Raw genomic sequence first — 16,968 nt, forward strand, 5'->3', positions numbered from 1 at the left:
TAAAACTTCATCAATACCTCAAAAGCACCGGACCAGAGCGGGCCCTCAGCATAATCGCCTTTTTCCGAAAAAAATCGACCCCGTTTGCAGCACTCTGCAAACGGGGTCAGGTACACAGATGGAGACGATTAAAGGGTCAGGCGATGTCCCGAAGCTCGCGGCGCAGAATCTTGCCCACCGGAGTCATCGGCAATGAATCACGCAAAACAATTTGCCTGGGCACTTTGTAGCCGGTGAAATTCTCTTTGCAGAAGGCCTTGAGCTCTTCGATGCTCAGCCCCGGGTCTCGCGCCACCACGAACAGCTTCACGGCCTCCCCCGAGCGCTCGTCCGGCACGCCGATACAGGCGCAGTTGGCGACTTTAGGATGAGCCATGACTACGTCTTCGATTTCGTTGGGATAGACGTTGAAACCGGACACGATGATCAGGTCTTTCTTGCGGTCGACGATACTGACGAACCCGTCAGCGCCAATCACGGCAATGTCACCGGTCTTGAACCAGCCTTCGGCGTCCAGGCATTCGGCTGTGGCATCAGGCTGGTTCCAGTAGCCTTTCATGACCTGCGGCCCCTTGATGCACAGCTCGCCACGCTCGCCGAAAGGCAACTCGATGCCATTGTCATCGATGACTTTCATCGCGGTGCCGGGTACGGGAATGCCCACGGTTCCCAGGCGCGCCAGAGTGCCGTAGGGATTGGCACTGGCAACAGGCGATGTTTCGGTCAGGCCGTAACCTTCGACAATCGTGCAGCCGGTGATCTGCGCCCAGCGCTCGGCCGTGGCCTTGACCAGTGCAGTGCCACCGGAGTTGGTGCTTTTCAGCGCGGAGAAATCCAGATTCTTGAATTCCGGATGGTTCATGAGCGCAACGAACAGTGTGTTGAGGCCGATCATGGCAGTGAACTTCCACTTGCCCAGTTCCTTGATGAAGCCGCCGATATCGCGAGGGTTGGTGATCAGGATGTTGTGATTGCCGCTGATCATCATGCACATGCAATTCGCCGTGAACGCGTAGATGTGATAGAGCGGCAGCGGCGCAATCATCACCTCTTTGCCTTCTTCAAACAGCGATCCGCCTTGCGGCCCATGCTGGCGCATGCAGGCATAGACCTGTTGCATGTTGGCGACCAGATTGCCATGGGTGAGCATCGCGCCCTTGGCCAGCCCCGTGGTGCCACCGGTGTACTGCAGAACGGCAACATCCTGCAGACCTCGCGGTACGGCCTGCATGCGGCTGTCGCGCCCCAGGCGCAGCGTTCGCTTGAAGCCGACGGCCTGAGGCAGATGGAATTCAGGGACCATCTTCTTGACCTTGTCGACAATGGTATTGACCAGCCAGCCCTTGGCAGCCGATTGCATGTCGCCCATTTTCACTTCGATCAGGTATTCGATAGCCGTGTCCGGCAGCACTTCCTGCACGAGCTTGCCGAACAGATTGAGGTAGACCAGCGCCCGGGCACCGGAGTCCTTGAATTGATGGCGCATCTCGCGCGCGGTGTACAACGGATTGGTGTTGACCACCGTCAGACCGGCACGCATCGCACCGAATACGGCGATCGGGTACTGCAGGATATTGGGCATCTGTACGGCAATGCGGTCACCCGGCACCAGTTGCGTGTGCTGCTGCAAATACGCGGCGAAGGCGGCGGAGTGACGCTCGAGCTCCGCGTAGGTCAGCGTCACGCCCATGTTGCTGAACGCAGGCCGGTCGGCGAATTTCCTGCAGCAGCGCTCGAACACCTCGACGACCGATTGGTAGGTCTGCAGATCCACCTCGGCATCGACACCCGCCGGACGCTTGTCATCCCAGAAGTCAGCTTGCATTATTTTTATCCTTTTTCCCTGCATAGGTCTGGGCGGACGTTAGCAGTTAAAGTGCCTCAGGCAAATAATCGTCCGGGCCTCATCAGCAGCATGAATCTTGTCTCTGTTCAGACTGAAATCTGTCGCCGGCGATACACTGCTCACGGCAATCGGGCGGGCAAAGACACCTGCGCGATAGCGCAGTAGCCGTATTCACACGACGTTTGCTTATTATTTGCCTTGAATGTGATCCGGGGAGCGCCAGCAAGCGTCTGAATGATCTTGTCCGCGCATTGGCGGCGACAGGTCATCAAGTGTTACAAATCAAGGCCAGGTCGGATTGCACGAACCGGCGCGCTTCAATTCATTTTTATTGTCAGGACAGCCACATGACTCAAGTCACCAACACGCCTTACGAAGCCCTTGAAGTCGGTCAGACCGCCAGCTACAGCAAGACAGTGGAAGAGCGTGACATTCAACTGTTCGCCGCCATGTCCGGAGACCACAACCCGGTCCACCTGGACGCCGAATACGCCTCCAAGACCATGTTCAAGGAGCGTATTGCCCACGGCATGTTCAGCGGCGCACTGATCAGTGCGGCGGTTGCCTGCGAGTTGCCTGGCCCCGGCACCATTTATATCGGTCAGCAGATGACCTTCCTCAAGCCGGTAAAACTGGGCGATACCCTGACTGTGCGCCTGGAAATCCTGGAAAAACTGCCGAAGTTCCGCGTGCGCATCGCCACCCGCGTTTTCAATCAGAACGATGAGCTGGTTGTAGACGGCGAAGCCGAGATTCTCGCACCGCGCAAACAGCAGACCGTCGACCTGACCGTATTGCCCGAGATCACTTTCGGCTGATACCGCGCACGGGCGTGTGCCACGCACCGCGCACGCCAGACTCGCCAGTGGCCTGAACAAAAAATTCATGATGCAACCGGAACTGCTTTCCTGCGCTTTCCACTCAGGGAACCAGTAGCGCTCCCTATCCGGGTCACGAATTGTTCATTTCACAGGCGGGGAAATCAGCCATGAATACGATCAACAGAAACTATTACCCCGTCTCCGGGGTTTCTGCGCAGGATGCCCCGGCACAGACCGATCAACTGCAGCCTCAAGGCCAAGGCATCAAGCCGGGCCACAATAGCAACCTGATCGACTTCGGCCTGACACAGCAGGCCAATGGCCCGCACTCCTCGCTGAATACACTAGGCTCCAGAGTCCAGCCGACTGACACGAGCACGTCTTCAAACGCGATGGGGGGCAACGGTGAGCAGGTGCTGAACAAACTTGTGCAAGCGATCCGCAACATCCTCAACAACCTGCTCTCGCTGCTGGAAGGCAATCTACACAACGGCTCTGGGCCTGCACAGCCTCAAAGCGAACAGACGCCGACGCTCGCTCAATCGCCCTCTTCCTCTTTCTCGTCGTCGCCTTCAACACCTCAGGGCAACGCAGAAAAACCCTTTGTAGTGCAGAACGATCACCCTTCAGAACAACCTGTATCACTGCAAAAAAATACAGAGCCGACGCCCGCTGCGCCGTCACAAACAGCACCCCGGACGGCCGAGCCAAGCAGTGCCACCCCAGACAAGACACCCGCCAGACCCGATGCGGCAAAACCGGCAGTGGTCCATGATCCTGCGTTGCCGAAAACTTCGACGGACACCACCGCCAAAACCGATAACACGGTTAACGCAGCCAAAACCGCGACCCCGGCGGCGCATAGCCAGGGTGCTGACATGTCCGGCATCGTGGGTTTCGCCAAAGAGGCCAACACCACCGGCGGTAATGGTGGCGAAGTCGTCACGGTCAATACCGTGGCGGACCTCAAGAAGTACATGGAGGACGACAAAGCCCGTACCGTCAAACTGGGGGCCAACCTGTCTGCCGACAGCAAGGTGACCATCAACTTTGGCGCCAACAAGACCCTGCTCGGCACCGACAAGGGCAACAGTCTGCACAACATCTACCTGGCCAGCGGCAAGACCGCCAGCAATGACATCTTCCAGAACCTGAACTTCCACCACGACAGCCGCTATCGCGAAAACGGCGACATGCAGATGTTCATCAGCAGCGGTCAGAAATACTGGATCGACCACAATACCTATTCAGGCACCAAGGATCAGAACCCCAAAGGTCTGGACAAGCTGCTCTATGTCGGCGGGACGGCAGACAACGTCAGCCTGACCAACTCGAAATTCCAGAACAACGAATATGGCGTGATTCTCGGTCAGCCGGACGACTCCGCTCAAGCCAAGGCCGAGTACAAGGGCTACCCGCGCATGACCATCGCCAACAACGTGTTCAGCAACCTTGATGTTCGGGCACCTGGCCTGATGCGTCACGGGCAATTTGATGTGTTCAACAACTCGATCGACGACTTCCACCTCGGCTTCACCGCTACGGGGGATGCGACGATCCTTTCGCAGGCCAACTATTTCGCAAAAGGCGTGGATGTTTCCAACAAGGCCAGCAACTCCGGCGTACTGGATGACTATGGCGATGCGCACTTCAAGGACATCGGCAGCAATGTCAGCTTCACCCAGAAGTCAGCGGTGACCGCCTGGACGCCGAGCTATCAGCGCGACATCAAGACCGCCGAAGCCGCCAGAGCCTATGACCTGGCCCATGCCGGCGCCAACACCGTGAACTGATAACGCCCGACGCTCGATACAGGGCGTGGCATACAGACGAAAAAAAGGGCGACCGAAGTCGCCCCAAGTGCCTTGCGTGCTCATTGAATGCAGTCAGGCGAGTGTCCGCCTACAGCGCATCCGATGGAACAAGATTAATGCAGCGTGCATAAGGGCGAGTTGATCCAGATCAGCTGTTGTAAAACCAGACTGATCAGATCAAGGGTGTGACGGCGGGATCAGCGCTTTTTAGGCTTTTTGCCGGACTTTTTCTGCTTGCCCAGCGGCATGGCCTGCTCGAAGGCATTGCGTACTTCATTGAGGCGCTTGTCATTCAGATCGTGGATACGCTTGGCGCGCTCGGCGCCCAGGTCGATCAGTTGTGCATCGTCGCTCATGGCTTGCGGTTCTCGAACACGGGAAATCAGGGCCAATAATGCTCAATCGCAGCAGCCCTGACCAGTCCCGTGACCCGTACAGACATGGGCGGTGCAGCGATCAGATCTGAATATCCACCCAAAGCCCTTGGCGCGGCTCGTCGTCGATGAGCGGTACGACGGGTACGGTATTGTCGGCGTTCAGCGAATCACCCGGGACCACCAGCCCCACGTATTCCTCGGCTTCTCCGCCGCCATGAGCCTGCTGCTGTTGCTGCTGGCGCTGTTGCTCTTCACGCAACAGCAACGCGCTGCGCTCAGTATCTTCATTGTGCAGGTCGATGGAGGTCTCGCTGGAGCTCTGCTGCACCGGCGCTACAGGTGGGATGTCCGGCATGCGTTTGGCCGGATCCAGCTGTGATGTCACAGGCACCACACTTAACGGAAGCATAGGTTGCAGCATGGTTTTATCTCCTCTTACCGGGGTTTCGGCCGTGCACGAGGCAACTTGAACCGGGCTGAAATAGCCAGTGGTGGTTTATAAGATCTTTTTTGACCCCTCTCAGTGAAATAAGTGTCATGGAACCAAAAATTCGATAGGTTCCGGCGCTGACCATGAGTTTTTTCACGCTGCCTTTGGCCTTCGGGGCGCGTTCCGTTAACATACTCAGCTTTTTCAAGCGGGAGACAGGCAGCATGGCGCAGCAGTATCAACCGGGGCAACGCTGGATTAGTGACAGCGAAGCCGAGCTGGGTTTGGGCACCGTTCTGGCACAGGACGGCCGCTTGTTGACCGTGCTCTATCCGGCCACTGGCGAAACACGTCAGTACGCACTGCGTAACGCGCCGCTGACCCGCGTGCGCTTCTCCCCTGGCGACGTGATCACGCACTTCGAAAACTGGAAAATGACCGTTCGCGAAGTCGACGATGTCGATGGCCTGCTGGTCTACCACGGCCTGAACGCGCAAAACGAAGTGGTCACGCTGCCGGAAACCCAGTTGTCGAACTTCATCCAGTTCCGTCTGGCGACCGATCGTCTGTTCGCCGGCCAGATCGACCAGCTGTCATGGTTTTCGCTGCGCTACAACACGCTCGAGCACACCAGCCGTCAATTGCAGTCCTCGCTCTGGGGCCTGGGTGGCGTGCGCGCACAGCCTATCGCCCACCAGTTGCACATCGCTCGTGAAGTTGCAGACCGCATTGCGCCACGCGTTCTGCTGGCCGACGAAGTGGGCCTGGGTAAAACCATCGAAGCCGGCCTGGTGATCCATCGCCAACTGCTGTCGGGCCGCGCCAACCGCGTACTGATCCTGGTCCCGGAAAACCTCCAGCACCAGTGGCTGGTGGAGATGCGTCGCCGCTTCAACCTGCAGGTCGCGCTGTTCGACGCCGAGCGTTTCATGGAAAGCGATGCCGGCAACCCGTTCGAAGACACCCAGCTCGCGCTGGTTGCCCTGGAATGGCTGGTCGAAGACGAAAAAGCCCAGGACGCCCTGTTTGCGGCAGGCTGGGACTTGATGGTGGTTGACGAAGCGCACCACCTGGTCTGGCACGAAGACAAGGCCAGCCGCGAATATTCGCTGGTCGAACAGCTGGCCGAAGTCATTGCTGGCGTACTGCTGCTGACCGCGACGCCGGAACAACTGGGCCAGGACAGCCACTTTGCCCGTCTGCGCCTGCTGGACCCGAACCGTTTCCACGACCTCAAGGCCTTCCGCGCCGAGAGCGAGAACTATCGCCCGGTGGCCCAGGCCGTTCAGGAGTTGCTCGACAAGGGCAAGCTGTCCGCAGCAGCGCAGGAGACCATTCACGGCTTCCTGGGTGCCGAAGGCGATTCGCTGCTGGCCGCAGTGAATACCGGCGACGAAGAAGCCAAATCGCGTCTGATTCGCGAACTGCTCGACCGTCATGGCACCGGCCGCGTGCTGTTCCGCAACACCCGCGCCGCGGTGCAGGGCTTCCCGGAGCGCAAGCTGCATCAATACCCGCTGCCCTGCCCCGTCGAATACCTCGAATTGCCGGTCGGCGAGCACGCCGATCTTTACCCGGAAGTCAGCTTCCAGTCGCAATCGGAAGTCAGTGAAGAAGAGCGCTGGTGGCGCTTCGATCCACGCGTCGACTGGCTGATCGATACCCTGAAAATGCTCAAACGCGTCAAGGTGCTGGTCATCTGTGCCCACGCCGAAACCGCCATGGACCTGGAAGACGCGCTGCGTGTGCGCTCCGGCATCCCCGCGACGGTGTTCCACGAAGGCATGAACATTCTCGAGCGCGACCGTGCAGCGGCCTACTTTGCCGACGAAGAGTTCGGCGCCCAGGTGCTGATCTGTTCGGAAATCGGCAGCGAAGGCCGCAACTTCCAGTTCTCCCACCATCTGGTCCTGTTCGATCTGCCGTCGCACCCGGACTTGCTGGAGCAGCGTATCGGGCGTCTTGACCGGATCGGCCAGAAGCACACCATCGAGCTGCACGTCCCGTTCCTGGAAACCAGTCCGCAGGCCCGTCTGTTCCAGTGGTATCACGAAGCGCTCAACGCGTTCCTCAATACCTGCCCGACCGGCAACGCCCTGCAGCATCAGTTCGGCCCGCGCCTGCTGCCGCTGCTGGAAAGCGGTGACGACGACGAGTGGCAAACCCTGATCGATGAAGCCCGCAGCGAACGCGAGCGCCTGGAAAGCGAACTGCATACCGGTCGCGACCGTTTGCTGGAACTCAATTCCGGCGGCGCTGGCGAAGGCGAAGCGCTGGTCGAAGCAATCCTCGATCAGGACGATCAGTTCAGCCTGCCGATCTACATGGAAACCCTGTTCGACGCGTTCGGCATCGACAGCGAGGACCATTCGGAAAACGCCCTGATCCTCAAACCGAGTGAAAAGATGCTCGACGCCAGCTTCCCGCTGGGCGACGACGAAGGCGTGACCATCACCTACGACCGCAATCAGGCGCTGTCCCGCGAGGACATGCAGTTCATCACCTGGGAGCACCCGATGGTGCAAGGCGGCATGGATCTGGTGCTGTCCGGTTCGATGGGCAACACCGCCGTGGCGCTGATCAAGAACAAGGCGCTCAAGCCGGGCACCGTTCTGCTGGAACTGATCTACGTCAGCGAGGTGGTTGCGCCGCGCTCGCTGCAACTGGGACGTTATCTGCCGCCTGCCGCGCTGCGCTGCCTGCTTGACCCCAATGGCAACGATCTGGCCAGCCGTGTGTCGTTCAACACGCTCAATGATCAGCTCGAAAGCGTGCCCCGCGCCAGCGCCAACAAGTTCATCCAGGCACAACGTGACCAACTGACCCCGAGGATCAACGCGGGCGAAGAGAAAATCACGCCGAAACACGCAGAGCGCGTCGGCGAAGCCCAGCGCCGCCTGGCAGCCGACACCGAAGAAGAGCTGGCCCGCCTGACGGCATTGCAAGCGGTCAATCCGACCGTGCGCGACAGTGAACTGGTAGCTCTGCGCACGCAACGTGAACAGGGGCTGGCCATGCTTGAAAAAGCGGCCCTGCGCCTGGAAGCGATCCGGGTACTGGTCGCAGGCTGAGGGCCGGTTACACACCCGCCTGCCACGCCCATGCGCCGCATGGGCATGGCGCTCCTGCTCAGGCTATGACGCAGAGCGTCATGAAAGGCGTTCCCGTCCACTGGAGCGTGAGGAACGATGCGTCCCGTAGCGCCTAGATATCCGCCCCCCCTATCGTGCCCATGCTCCGCGTGGGCATGCCTTTCCGGACGCTCTGCGTCCTCCCAATCATGGAGCCTGAACGCGCCAGCCATCACTTTGATGCCAAATTGGCACCTCGTGTATTGGCAGGTTGTAAACAGCTTCTATACTCAGCTTACAACGCCAGGCTTTCAGCCCTGGCGCCCTTGCAGTGAGAATAGGGCAAGCTATGGATTGGCTGGGTTTGAACGTATTCGCTGACCCACCAGCGGACGTGCAATTGTTGATCGACTGTAGTCACAACCTGTTTCTGGTCGCGCTGGCTTACGGCGTGGCCTGTGCTGCGTGCTTTGCCACGCTGGACATTGCGGACCGTGTCATCCAGGTCGACGCCCTCAAAAGCCGTCGCCTCTGGAAAGCGCTGGGCGCGCTTTGCCTGGCCGGTGGCGTATGGGCGATGCACTTCATCAGCATGCTGGCCTTCCAGGCACCGCTCAAAATCGCCTATGACCTCTCCATCACGCTGACTTCCCTGCTGATCGTATTGATCACCGCATTGGTGGCCATGCGAGCACTGACCGTCCCGGAGTTGACCGTAAGGCGCTGCCTGATCAGCGCGGTGGTAATGGGGATCGGCATCAGCGTCATGCACTACCTGGGCATGTCGGCCATGCGCTCCAGCGCCACGCAGTACTACGAGCCGCGGATGTTTGCCCTGTCGATTGTGGTGGCGGTCCTTTCCAGCATCGCGCTCCTGACCCTGTCCCGGCACTTGCGCCAGTACAACGGCATGTTTCATCAGATGTTCCGTTACGCGGTCAGCCTTCTGCTGGGCGCAGGCCTGTTGACCATGCACCTGATGGGCATGAAGGCGCTGCGGCTGGTGGTACCCGAAGGCACTGAACTGCACGGCCCCACCACCGAAAACAGCCTACAGCTGGGGCTTACCATCGCGGCCATCGCCCTGCTGATCATCGCCGGCAGCATCAGCGCGGCAATGGCCGACAAGAAACTGCAAGGCAAGGAGCATGATCTGCAGCGGGTCAATGCACTGCTTACCCAGCTGGATCAGGCACGCGTCTCGCTTCAGCAGGTTGCGCATTACGACCCGCTGACCAATCTGATCAACCGCCGCGGTTTCAATCAGATCTTCGCCGAGAAGCTGCAGGAGCACACTTACACCAAAGGCATGCTCGCAGTGATGTTTCTGGACATCGACCACTTCAAGCGCATCAACGACAGCCTGGGCCATGACGCGGGTGACGAGTTGCTCAAGGTGATCGCCGAGCGCATCCGCAGTGCTACCCGCGCCCAGGACGTGGTAGCCCGTTTCGGCGGCGACGAATTCTGCATCCTGCTGAGCATTCCGGACTACGAAGAGGCACGGCACCTGGCTCATCGGGTCATGCACAAAATGAAGGAGACCATCGCGCTGGCAGGCAGGCGCATGGTCATGACCACCAGTATCGGCATTGCCGTGTTTCCGCGTGACGGCTCGACCTGCGATGAGCTGCTCAAGCACGCGGACCTCGCGCTTTACCAGTCAAAGGACAAAGGGCGCAACGGCGTCAACTTCTTCAACCCGGCGCTCAAGACCAAGGCCAGTCTGGAGCTGCAGCTGGAAGAAGAACTGCGCAATGCCCTGCGCGAGGGCACGGGGCTGCAGGTGTATTACCAGCCTATCGTCGACATGCGCACCGGCCACGTTGCCAAGCTCGAGGCGCTGGTACGCTGGAATCACCCGCACCACGGCCTGCTGGTACCTGCACGCTTCATCGGCATTGCCGAGGCCAACGGCCTGATTGCCGAACTGGACAACTGGGTGCTGCGCCGCGCCTGTCACGACCTGCGCACTTTGCATCAGGAAGGGCTGGAACAGCTGATCATCTCCGTCAACTGCTCAGCGCTGACGCTGGGCCGCAATGAACTGGTCGAGGAGGTTGAGCGGGCGCTGGCCGATGCCGACGCAGCGCCTGGACGGCTGGAACTGGAGGTGACCGAAAATGCCTTGATGGGCAACATCAGCAACACCATCCTGATGCTCAAGCACATTCGCAGCCTGGGTGTTTCCCTGTCGATCGACGACTTCGGCACGGGTTACTCGTCGCTCGCCTATCTCAAGCGGCTGCCACTGGACACACTGAAGATCGACCGTTCGTTCATTATCGACATCCCCCAGTCCCCGCAGGACATGGAAATCGTTCAGGCAATCCTCGTCATGGCGCATACGCTGCGCTTGAAAGTCGTGACCGAAGGCGTCGAAACCCAGGATCAGCTGGAGTTTCTCAGGCAGTTTGGCAGTGATTACGTACAAGGTTATCTGTTCAGCAGGCCCCAGCCGCTGGAGCGCATCCTGCCCCTTGCCAGACAGATGAACCAGCGCGAACCCACGACCCGCTGGTCTGCCCTGCCACAACAGCACAGCCAGGAGCCGGACAGCGAAACACCGGACATTCCGGATGTGTTTGCCGAACTGTCTGAGAATGACGATTTCGCCAGCCCCAGACCTGTTCGTACCTGAAGGCGCAGCGCACGGCTTCATCGTCGAAAGAAACAGTGCAGCCCGCGAAAACCGCGACCTCCACGGTGTGGTTTTACGCTACGCGGGCTGCCGAAGAGTTACCTTCCAACTCACTCCGGAAAGCCGCAAGGCACCTGACTGGTGCGCAAATCAGTCCTGCGCCCTGTTTTGAATCAAAACCCAAGGTGCCACTACCACAGCCCAGAGCAGCGGATCTGACTCCACCAGCTCAAGCGCCTTGGTTTCAGACACCTTGCCAACCCGCCCCTCAGCCAGCCATGCAGACACCCTGGCTGCATCATTTTCGGCCACTGCCTCGGCGACTTCGATCAAATCCAGAGGCAACTCGACCCACAACAGGGCACCCTTGGCAAAGAATGGTTGCAATTCAGTCCAGGTGATTGAGGCGGTTTCGCCAAGCAGTTTGGCATAGAGGGTGCTAGGTTCTTGCGTCATGGGTTTCACCAAAAAGAAAATCGGCGCAATGATAGCGCTGACTTTCCCACCGGCAAGCCCAGAAGCAGGCGATTTATCGCAGGGAAGTGCAGATAACCTTATGGATCTGAAGTGATTTCAGACGCTCAAGCGGTTCGATTCTGTAACTTTCTTTCGATTAAGCGACACCCACAGGTTTGTCCCCAGACGCCCGGCTTTCCAAGCCAGCGAACCGCGCTCTAAACTGTTCCGGTACAGTTGGCGGCGTGGGACAACCGGTGATCGAATCGGTCCTGGAGCCTTGGCCATCAGGATTATAAAAACTACAACGCAAGAGTGGAGCATCATGACTAAGGGTACCAATAAGCTTTCAAGGCTGTTTGCCGCACTGGTTATGGCGGGGGTTGCCAGCCATTCGTTCGCAGCTGACACCATCAAGATCGGCATCGCCGGCCCCAAGACCGGCCCTGTCGCCGAATACGGCACCATGCAGTTCAATGGCGCCAAGATGGCCATCGAGCAGATCAACGCCAAAGGCGGCGTGGATGGCAAAAAGCTTGAAGCCGTCGAATACGATGACGCCTGCGATCCGAAACAGGCCGTTGCGGTCGCCAACAAAGTGGTCAACGACGGCGTGAAATACGTGGTCGGCCACCTCTGCTCCAGCTCTGCTCAGCCAGCCTCCGACGTTTACGAAGACGAAGGCATCATCATGGTGACCCCGGCTGCCACCAGCCCGGAAATCACCGCGCGCGGCTACAAACTGGTGTTCCGCACCATCGGTCTGGACAGCGCCCAGGGTCCGGCCGCTGGCAACTACATTGCCGACGTCGCCAAGCCGAAAATCGTTGCAGTCATCCACGACAAGCAGCAGTACGGCGAAGGTATCGCGACAGCCGTCAAGCAGACGCTGGAGAAAAAAGGCGTCAAGGTTGCACTGTTCGAAGGCATCAACGCTGGCGACAAGGACTTCTCGTCGCTGATCGCCAAGCTCAAGCAGGCCAACGTCGACTTCGTCTACTACGGCGGCTACCACCCTGAACTGGGCCAGATCCTGCGACAGTCCAAGGAAAAAGGCCTGAACGCCAAGTTCATGGGCCCTGAAGGCGTCGGCAACGAGTCGATCTCGCAAATTGCTGGCGAAGCTTCCGAAGGCCTGCTGGTCACCCTGCCAAAATCCTTCGACCAGGACCCGGCCAACAAGGCACTGACCGAAGCCTTCAAGGCCAAGAGCCAGGACCCGAGCGGCCCGTTCGTGTACCCGTCCTACTCCGCCGTGCAGGTCATTGCTGACGGCATCGCGGCCGCCAAGTCCGAAGACACCACCAAGGTGGCTGCTGCCATTCATGCCGGTACCTTCAAGACGCCAATGGGCGAGCTGAGCTACGACGAAAAAGGTGACCTGAAGAACTTCCAGTTCGTGGTCTACGAGTGGCACTTCGGCAAACCCAAGACCGAAGCCGCCAAATAAGCTGCTTGCGTCAACCCTCAAAGCCCACTGCCAGCGCAGTGGGCTTTGTTTTACGAATCCAGGCCCGTACGCACGTTTCGGCGATCCGAACGGCATGCACGAGGCCCCCTGAAAATCTTAAAACCGTCAATAGCGGTTCCTTGGCAGCGCAACAGGCTACGCATCGACAGAATGCCACCCCGGCGCAGGTCAGAGAAATGCAGATCAGGTTTTTAGGAGCGCGGTAAATGCCCGAGTTATTCCACTACATGCAGCAGCTGGTCAATGGCCTGACCATTGGCAGTACGTATGCATTGATCGCCATCGGTTACACGATGGTGTACGGCATCATCGGAATGATCAACTTCGCCCATGGCGAGGTGTACATGATCGGTTCCTATGTAGCTTTCATGGCACTCGCCGGTCTGGCGATGCTGGGGATTCACAGCCTGCCGTTGCTGATGATTGCCGGTTTTGCCGCTGCGATCATCGTGACCAGTGCCTACGGATACAGCATCGAGCGCGTAGCCTACCGTCCGTTGCGCAACAGCAACCGTCTGATTCCACTGATTTCTGCCATCGGCATGTCGATCTTTCTGCAGAACTCGGTCCAGCTTTCCCAGGGCTCCGGCAACTTCGCCATCCCCAACCTGCTGCCCGGCAGCCTCTCGTTCGGGCCCGGTGGCGCAGAGGAAGTGCTGATTTCCTACATGCAGATCGTGGTGTTCGTCGTCACCCTGGTGGCCATGACCGGCCTGACCCTGTTCATCTCCCGCTCGCGAATGGGCCGCGCCTGCCGCGCCTGCGCCGAGGACATGAAGATGGCCAATCTGCTGGGGATCAATACCAACAACATCATCGCCCTGACCTTCGTGGTGGGTGCTGCACTGGCCGCCGTCGCCGCCATGCTGCTGAGCATGCAATACGGCGTGATCAACCCCAACGCCGGTTTCCTCGTCGGCCTGAAAGCCTTCACGGCTGCGGTACTGGGCGGTATCGGTTCGATCCCGGGCGCCGTGCTCGGTGGCCTGGTGCTGGGCGTCGCCGAAGCCTTCGGTGCCGACATTTTTGGTGATCAGTACAAGGACGTCGTGGCTTTCGGCCTGCTGGTCCTGGTGCTGCTGTTCCGACCGACCGGCATTCTGGGTCGTCCGGAGGTTGAGAAAGTATGAGCAAGTCTTTCAAACAGGCGTTGTTCAGCGCCGCACTGGTCTGGGCTGTGGCCTACCCGGTGTTCGGCCTGAAACTGGCCTTTTCCGGCGTCACCCTGCAAGTGCAGAACGCCAGCCCGATGACCCTGACCATCATTGCCGTATGTTCGGTCCTGCTGTTTCTGCGCGTATTGTTTGCCGAGCAGATCAGCGGCCTGCGTCGCGGCTCCGACAAACCTCTGATCCCGCAAAAGACCAGCGACTTCCTGACCCAGCCGAAAACCCAGCGCTGGGGCCTTGCGGCGCTCATCGTACTGGCCTTCATCTGGCCATTCTTCGGGTCGCGCGGTGCGGTGGACATTGCCACGCTGATCCTGATCTACGTGATGCTCGGCCTCGGCCTGAACATCGTGGTCGGCCTGGCAGGTCTGCTTGACCTGGGCTATGTCGGTTTCTATGCGGTCGGCGCCTACAGCTATGCCCTGCTGTCGCACTATTACGGGCTCGGTTTCTGGATCTGCCTGCCGATCGCGGGGTTGATGGCGGCGCTGTTCGGATTCCTGCTGGGCTTTCCGGTGTTGCGTCTGCGCGGCGACTATCTGGCCATCGTGACGCTGGGGTTCGGCGAGATCATCCGTATCTTCCTGCGTAACCTGACCGATATCACTGGCGGTCCGAACGGCATCAGCAACATCGAAAAGCCGACCCTCTTCGGTCTGACCTTCGAGCGCAAGGCCGCTGAGGGCATGCAGACCTTCCACGAGTTCTTCGGTCTGCCGTACAACTCGATCAACAAGGTCATCTTCCTCTACCTGATCGCCCTGCTGCTGGCGCTGGCGGCGCTGTTCGTCATCAATCGCCTTCTGCGCATGCCGATCGGCCGGGCTTGGGAAGCCTTGCGCGAAGACGAAATCGCCTGTCGCGCACTGGGTCTGAACCCGACCGTGATCAAGCTCTCGGCCTTCACCCTTGGCGCTGCATTCGCAGGCTTCGCGGGCAGCTTCTTTGCTGCGCGTCAGGGTCTGATCACTCCGGAATCGTTTACTTTCATCGAGTCGGCAATCATCCTGGCCATCGTGGTGCTGGGTGGCATGGGCTCGCAACTGGGTGTGATCCTGGCAGCCATCGTGATGATCCTGTTGCCTGAGCTGATGCGTGAATTCAGTGACTACCGCATGCTGATGTTCGGCGCGCTGATGGTGCTGATGATGATCTGGCGTCCACAAGGCTTCCTGCCGATGCAGCGGCCCGAAATGAAGTTGAAAGCGGAGCTGCCGAAATGAGCCGCCCTTTACTGCAAGCCACTGGCTTGAGCATGCGTTTTGGCGGCCTGCTGGCGGTCAATGGCGTTGCCCTGACCGTCAATCAGGGGCAGGTCGTGTCGATGATCGGCCCCAATGGCGCCGGCAAGACAACCGTCTTCAACTGCCTGACCGGTTTCTACCGGCCGAGCGCGGGCACGATTCTGCTCGACGGTGAGCCGATCCAGGGCCTGGCTGGCCATCAGATCGCGCGCAAGGGCGTGGTGCGTACCTTCCAGAACGTGCGCCTGTTCAAGGAAATGACCGCCGTGGAGAACCTGCTGGTTGCCCAGCACCGGCATTTGAACACCAACTTCCTGTCCGGCCTGTTCAAGACGCCCGCGTTCCGCCGCAGCGAACGTGAAGCCATGGACTACGCCGAGCACTGGCTTGAGGCGGTCAACCTCAGGGAATTCGCCAACCGCCCTGCCGGGACGCTGGCCTACGGTCAGCAACGCCGCCTGGAAATCGCCCGCTGCATGATGACGCGTCCGCGCATTCTGATGCTCGACGAACCGGCAGCGGGTCTGAACCCCAGAGAAACCGATGATCTGAAAGCACTGATCGGCGTGTTGCGCAGCGAGCACAACGCGACGGTCCTGTTGATCGAGCACGACATGAAACTGGTGATGAGCATTTCCGACCACATCGTGGTGATCAATCAGGGCACGCCTCTGGCCGATGGCACGCCGGAACAGATTCGTGACAATCCCGATGTGATCAAAGCCTACCTGGGGGAAGCGTAAATGCTGCAGTTCGAAAACGTTTCCACCTTCTACGGCAAGATCCAGGCGCTGCACAGCGTCAACGTGGAAGTACGCCAGGGTGAAATTGTCACCCTGATCGGCGCCAACGGCGCGGGCAAGTCCACCCTGCTGATGACCCTGTGCGGCTCGCCGCGCGCCCAAAGCGGCAGTATTCGCTACATGGGCGAGGAACTGGTCGGGCTGGAGTCGTCGATCATCATGCGCAAGAGCATTGCCGTGGTGCCGGAAGGCCGTCGGGTGTTTGCGCGTCTGACCGTTGAAGAGAATCTGGCGATGGGCGGCTTCTTCACGGAAAAAGAGGATTATCAGGAACAGATGGACAAGGTTCTGCACCTCTTTCCCCGCCTCAAGGAACGCTTCAATCAGCGCGGCGGCACCATGTCCGGTGGCGAACAACAGATGCTGGCCATCGGTCGCGCACTGATGAGCAAGCCCAAGCTGCTGTTGCTGGACGAACCTTCTCTGGGTCTGGCGCCGATCATCATCCAGCAGATTTTCGAGATCGTCGAACAGCTGCGCCGCGATGGCGTGACGGTGTTTCTGGTCGAACAGAACGCCAACCAGGCCCTGAAAGTCGCCGACCGTGCCTACGTACTGGAAAACGGCCGCGTGGTCATGCAAGGCACAGGCGAAGAACTGCTGGTCGATCCGAAAGTGCGGGACGCGTATCTGGGCGGCTAAGCGCACGCCACGTCCCGAGAGGCCTGAGCGGTTTTGCAGGAGCGAATCGGGCAACACTTCGCTTGTTCGCGAAGGCGTTCGTTTAAACGATGTATTTTCGTCGAACAAAACGGCCCTTTCGCGAACAGGTTCTCCTACGGTCAGCGTCAAACCTGCACGATAGTCAAAGCCACTGCTCGCGCG

At 59.3% G+C, this 16,968-nt stretch carries 13 protein-coding genes and 1 pseudogene; 10 read left to right on the forward strand and 4 right to left on the reverse strand.

Annotated features, from left to right (window positions below; all coding sequences use genetic code 11):
• Positions 1 to 136: 136 nt before the first annotated feature.
• A complete protein-coding gene (fadD2, locus tag P406_RS06690) occupies positions 137 to 1,825 on the reverse strand; it encodes a long-chain-fatty-acid--CoA ligase FadD2 (RefSeq protein WP_046235738.1) in 1,689 nt (562 codons plus the stop codon).
• A 368-nt stretch (positions 1,826 to 2,193) separates the two neighbouring features.
• Here fadD2 and P406_RS06695 point away from each other — a divergent pair, with 368 nt between their 5' ends.
• Positions 2,194 to 2,664, forward strand: coding sequence for a MaoC family dehydratase (locus tag P406_RS06695; RefSeq protein WP_003314447.1), 471 nt, complete (start codon positions 2,194 to 2,196; stop codon positions 2,662 to 2,664).
• A gap of 170 nt (positions 2,665 to 2,834) precedes the next feature.
• The gene (locus P406_RS06700; RefSeq protein ID WP_046235739.1) at positions 2,835 to 4,460 is read left to right on the forward strand and encodes a pectate lyase family protein; all 1,626 of its coding nucleotides are present in this window, start codon (positions 2,835 to 2,837) and stop codon (positions 4,458 to 4,460) included.
• Between the two features lie 218 nt (positions 4,461 to 4,678).
• Here the strand turns inward: P406_RS06700 and P406_RS06705 are convergent, their stop codons facing one another.
• Both P406_RS06705 and P406_RS06710 read right to left on the reverse strand, forming a co-directional pair.
• Complete coding sequence (locus tag P406_RS06705; protein ID WP_011268687.1) at positions 4,679 to 4,837, reverse strand: hypothetical protein; 159 nt, start codon at positions 4,835 to 4,837, stop codon at positions 4,679 to 4,681.
• Between the two features lie 100 nt (positions 4,838 to 4,937).
• The gene (locus P406_RS06710; protein ID WP_003418438.1) at positions 4,938 to 5,279 is read right to left on the reverse strand and encodes a hypothetical protein; all 342 of its coding nucleotides are present in this window, start codon (positions 5,277 to 5,279) and stop codon (positions 4,938 to 4,940) included.
• A 233-nt stretch (positions 5,280 to 5,512) separates the two neighbouring features.
• Between P406_RS06710 and rapA the strand changes: the two genes are divergently transcribed.
• Both rapA and P406_RS06720 read left to right on the forward strand, forming a co-directional pair.
• A complete protein-coding gene (rapA, locus tag P406_RS06715) occupies positions 5,513 to 8,359 on the forward strand; it encodes an RNA polymerase-associated protein RapA (protein ID WP_046235753.1) in 2,847 nt (948 codons plus the stop codon).
• Between the two features lie 349 nt (positions 8,360 to 8,708).
• Complete coding sequence (locus P406_RS06720; RefSeq protein WP_046235741.1) at positions 8,709 to 11,000, forward strand: putative bifunctional diguanylate cyclase/phosphodiesterase; 2,292 nt, start codon at positions 8,709 to 8,711, stop codon at positions 10,998 to 11,000.
• A 150-nt stretch (positions 11,001 to 11,150) separates the two neighbouring features.
• On the opposite strand, the gene P406_RS06725 is transcribed toward P406_RS06720, so the two are convergent.
• Positions 11,151 to 11,456 (reverse strand): DUF2288 domain-containing protein, encoded by a 306-nt coding sequence (locus P406_RS06725; protein WP_003418442.1) that lies wholly within the window; start codon positions 11,454 to 11,456, stop codon positions 11,151 to 11,153.
• Here P406_RS06725 and P406_RS27240 point away from each other — a divergent pair.
• From P406_RS27240 to P406_RS06750, 6 genes and pseudogenes are all read left to right on the forward strand, one after another.
• Positions 11,455 to 11,706 (forward strand): annotated as a pseudogene (locus P406_RS27240) (hypothetical protein); the annotation flags it as partial. The gene P406_RS06725 and the pseudogene P406_RS27240 overlap by 2 nt on opposite strands.
• Before the next feature lie 75 nt (positions 11,707 to 11,781).
• Complete coding sequence (locus tag P406_RS06730) at positions 11,782 to 12,906, forward strand: branched-chain amino acid ABC transporter substrate-binding protein (RefSeq protein ID WP_003412836.1); 1,125 nt, start codon at positions 11,782 to 11,784, stop codon at positions 12,904 to 12,906.
• Between the two features lie 227 nt (positions 12,907 to 13,133).
• Positions 13,134 to 14,057: a high-affinity branched-chain amino acid ABC transporter permease LivH gene (gene livH / locus P406_RS06735; RefSeq protein WP_003314436.1), complete on the forward strand. Its 924-nt coding sequence runs from the start codon at positions 13,134 to 13,136 to the stop codon at positions 14,055 to 14,057.
• Positions 14,054 to 15,319 carry a high-affinity branched-chain amino acid ABC transporter permease LivM gene (locus tag P406_RS06740; protein ID WP_003418445.1) on the forward strand — a complete coding sequence of 422 codons (1,266 nt, stop codon included), beginning with the start codon at positions 14,054 to 14,056 and terminating at the stop codon, positions 15,317 to 15,319. The genes livH and P406_RS06740 overlap by 4 nt, the downstream gene beginning before the upstream one ends.
• Positions 15,316 to 16,083 carry a high-affinity branched-chain amino acid ABC transporter ATP-binding protein LivG gene (gene livG, locus P406_RS06745; RefSeq protein ID WP_003314434.1) on the forward strand — a complete coding sequence of 256 codons (768 nt, stop codon included), beginning with the start codon at positions 15,316 to 15,318 and terminating at the stop codon, positions 16,081 to 16,083. The genes P406_RS06740 and livG overlap by 4 nt, the downstream gene beginning before the upstream one ends.
• Positions 16,084 to 16,785, forward strand: a complete 702-nt coding sequence (locus P406_RS06750) for an ABC transporter ATP-binding protein (RefSeq protein WP_003314433.1) — start codon at positions 16,084 to 16,086, stop codon at positions 16,783 to 16,785.
• The last annotated feature ends 183 nt before the right edge of the window (positions 16,786 to 16,968 follow it).

Source organism: Pseudomonas syringae pv. coryli str. NCPPB 4273, assembly GCF_000972175.1.
GTDB classification, from domain to species: Bacteria; Pseudomonadota; Gammaproteobacteria; order Pseudomonadales; family Pseudomonadaceae; genus Aquipseudomonas; species Aquipseudomonas syringae.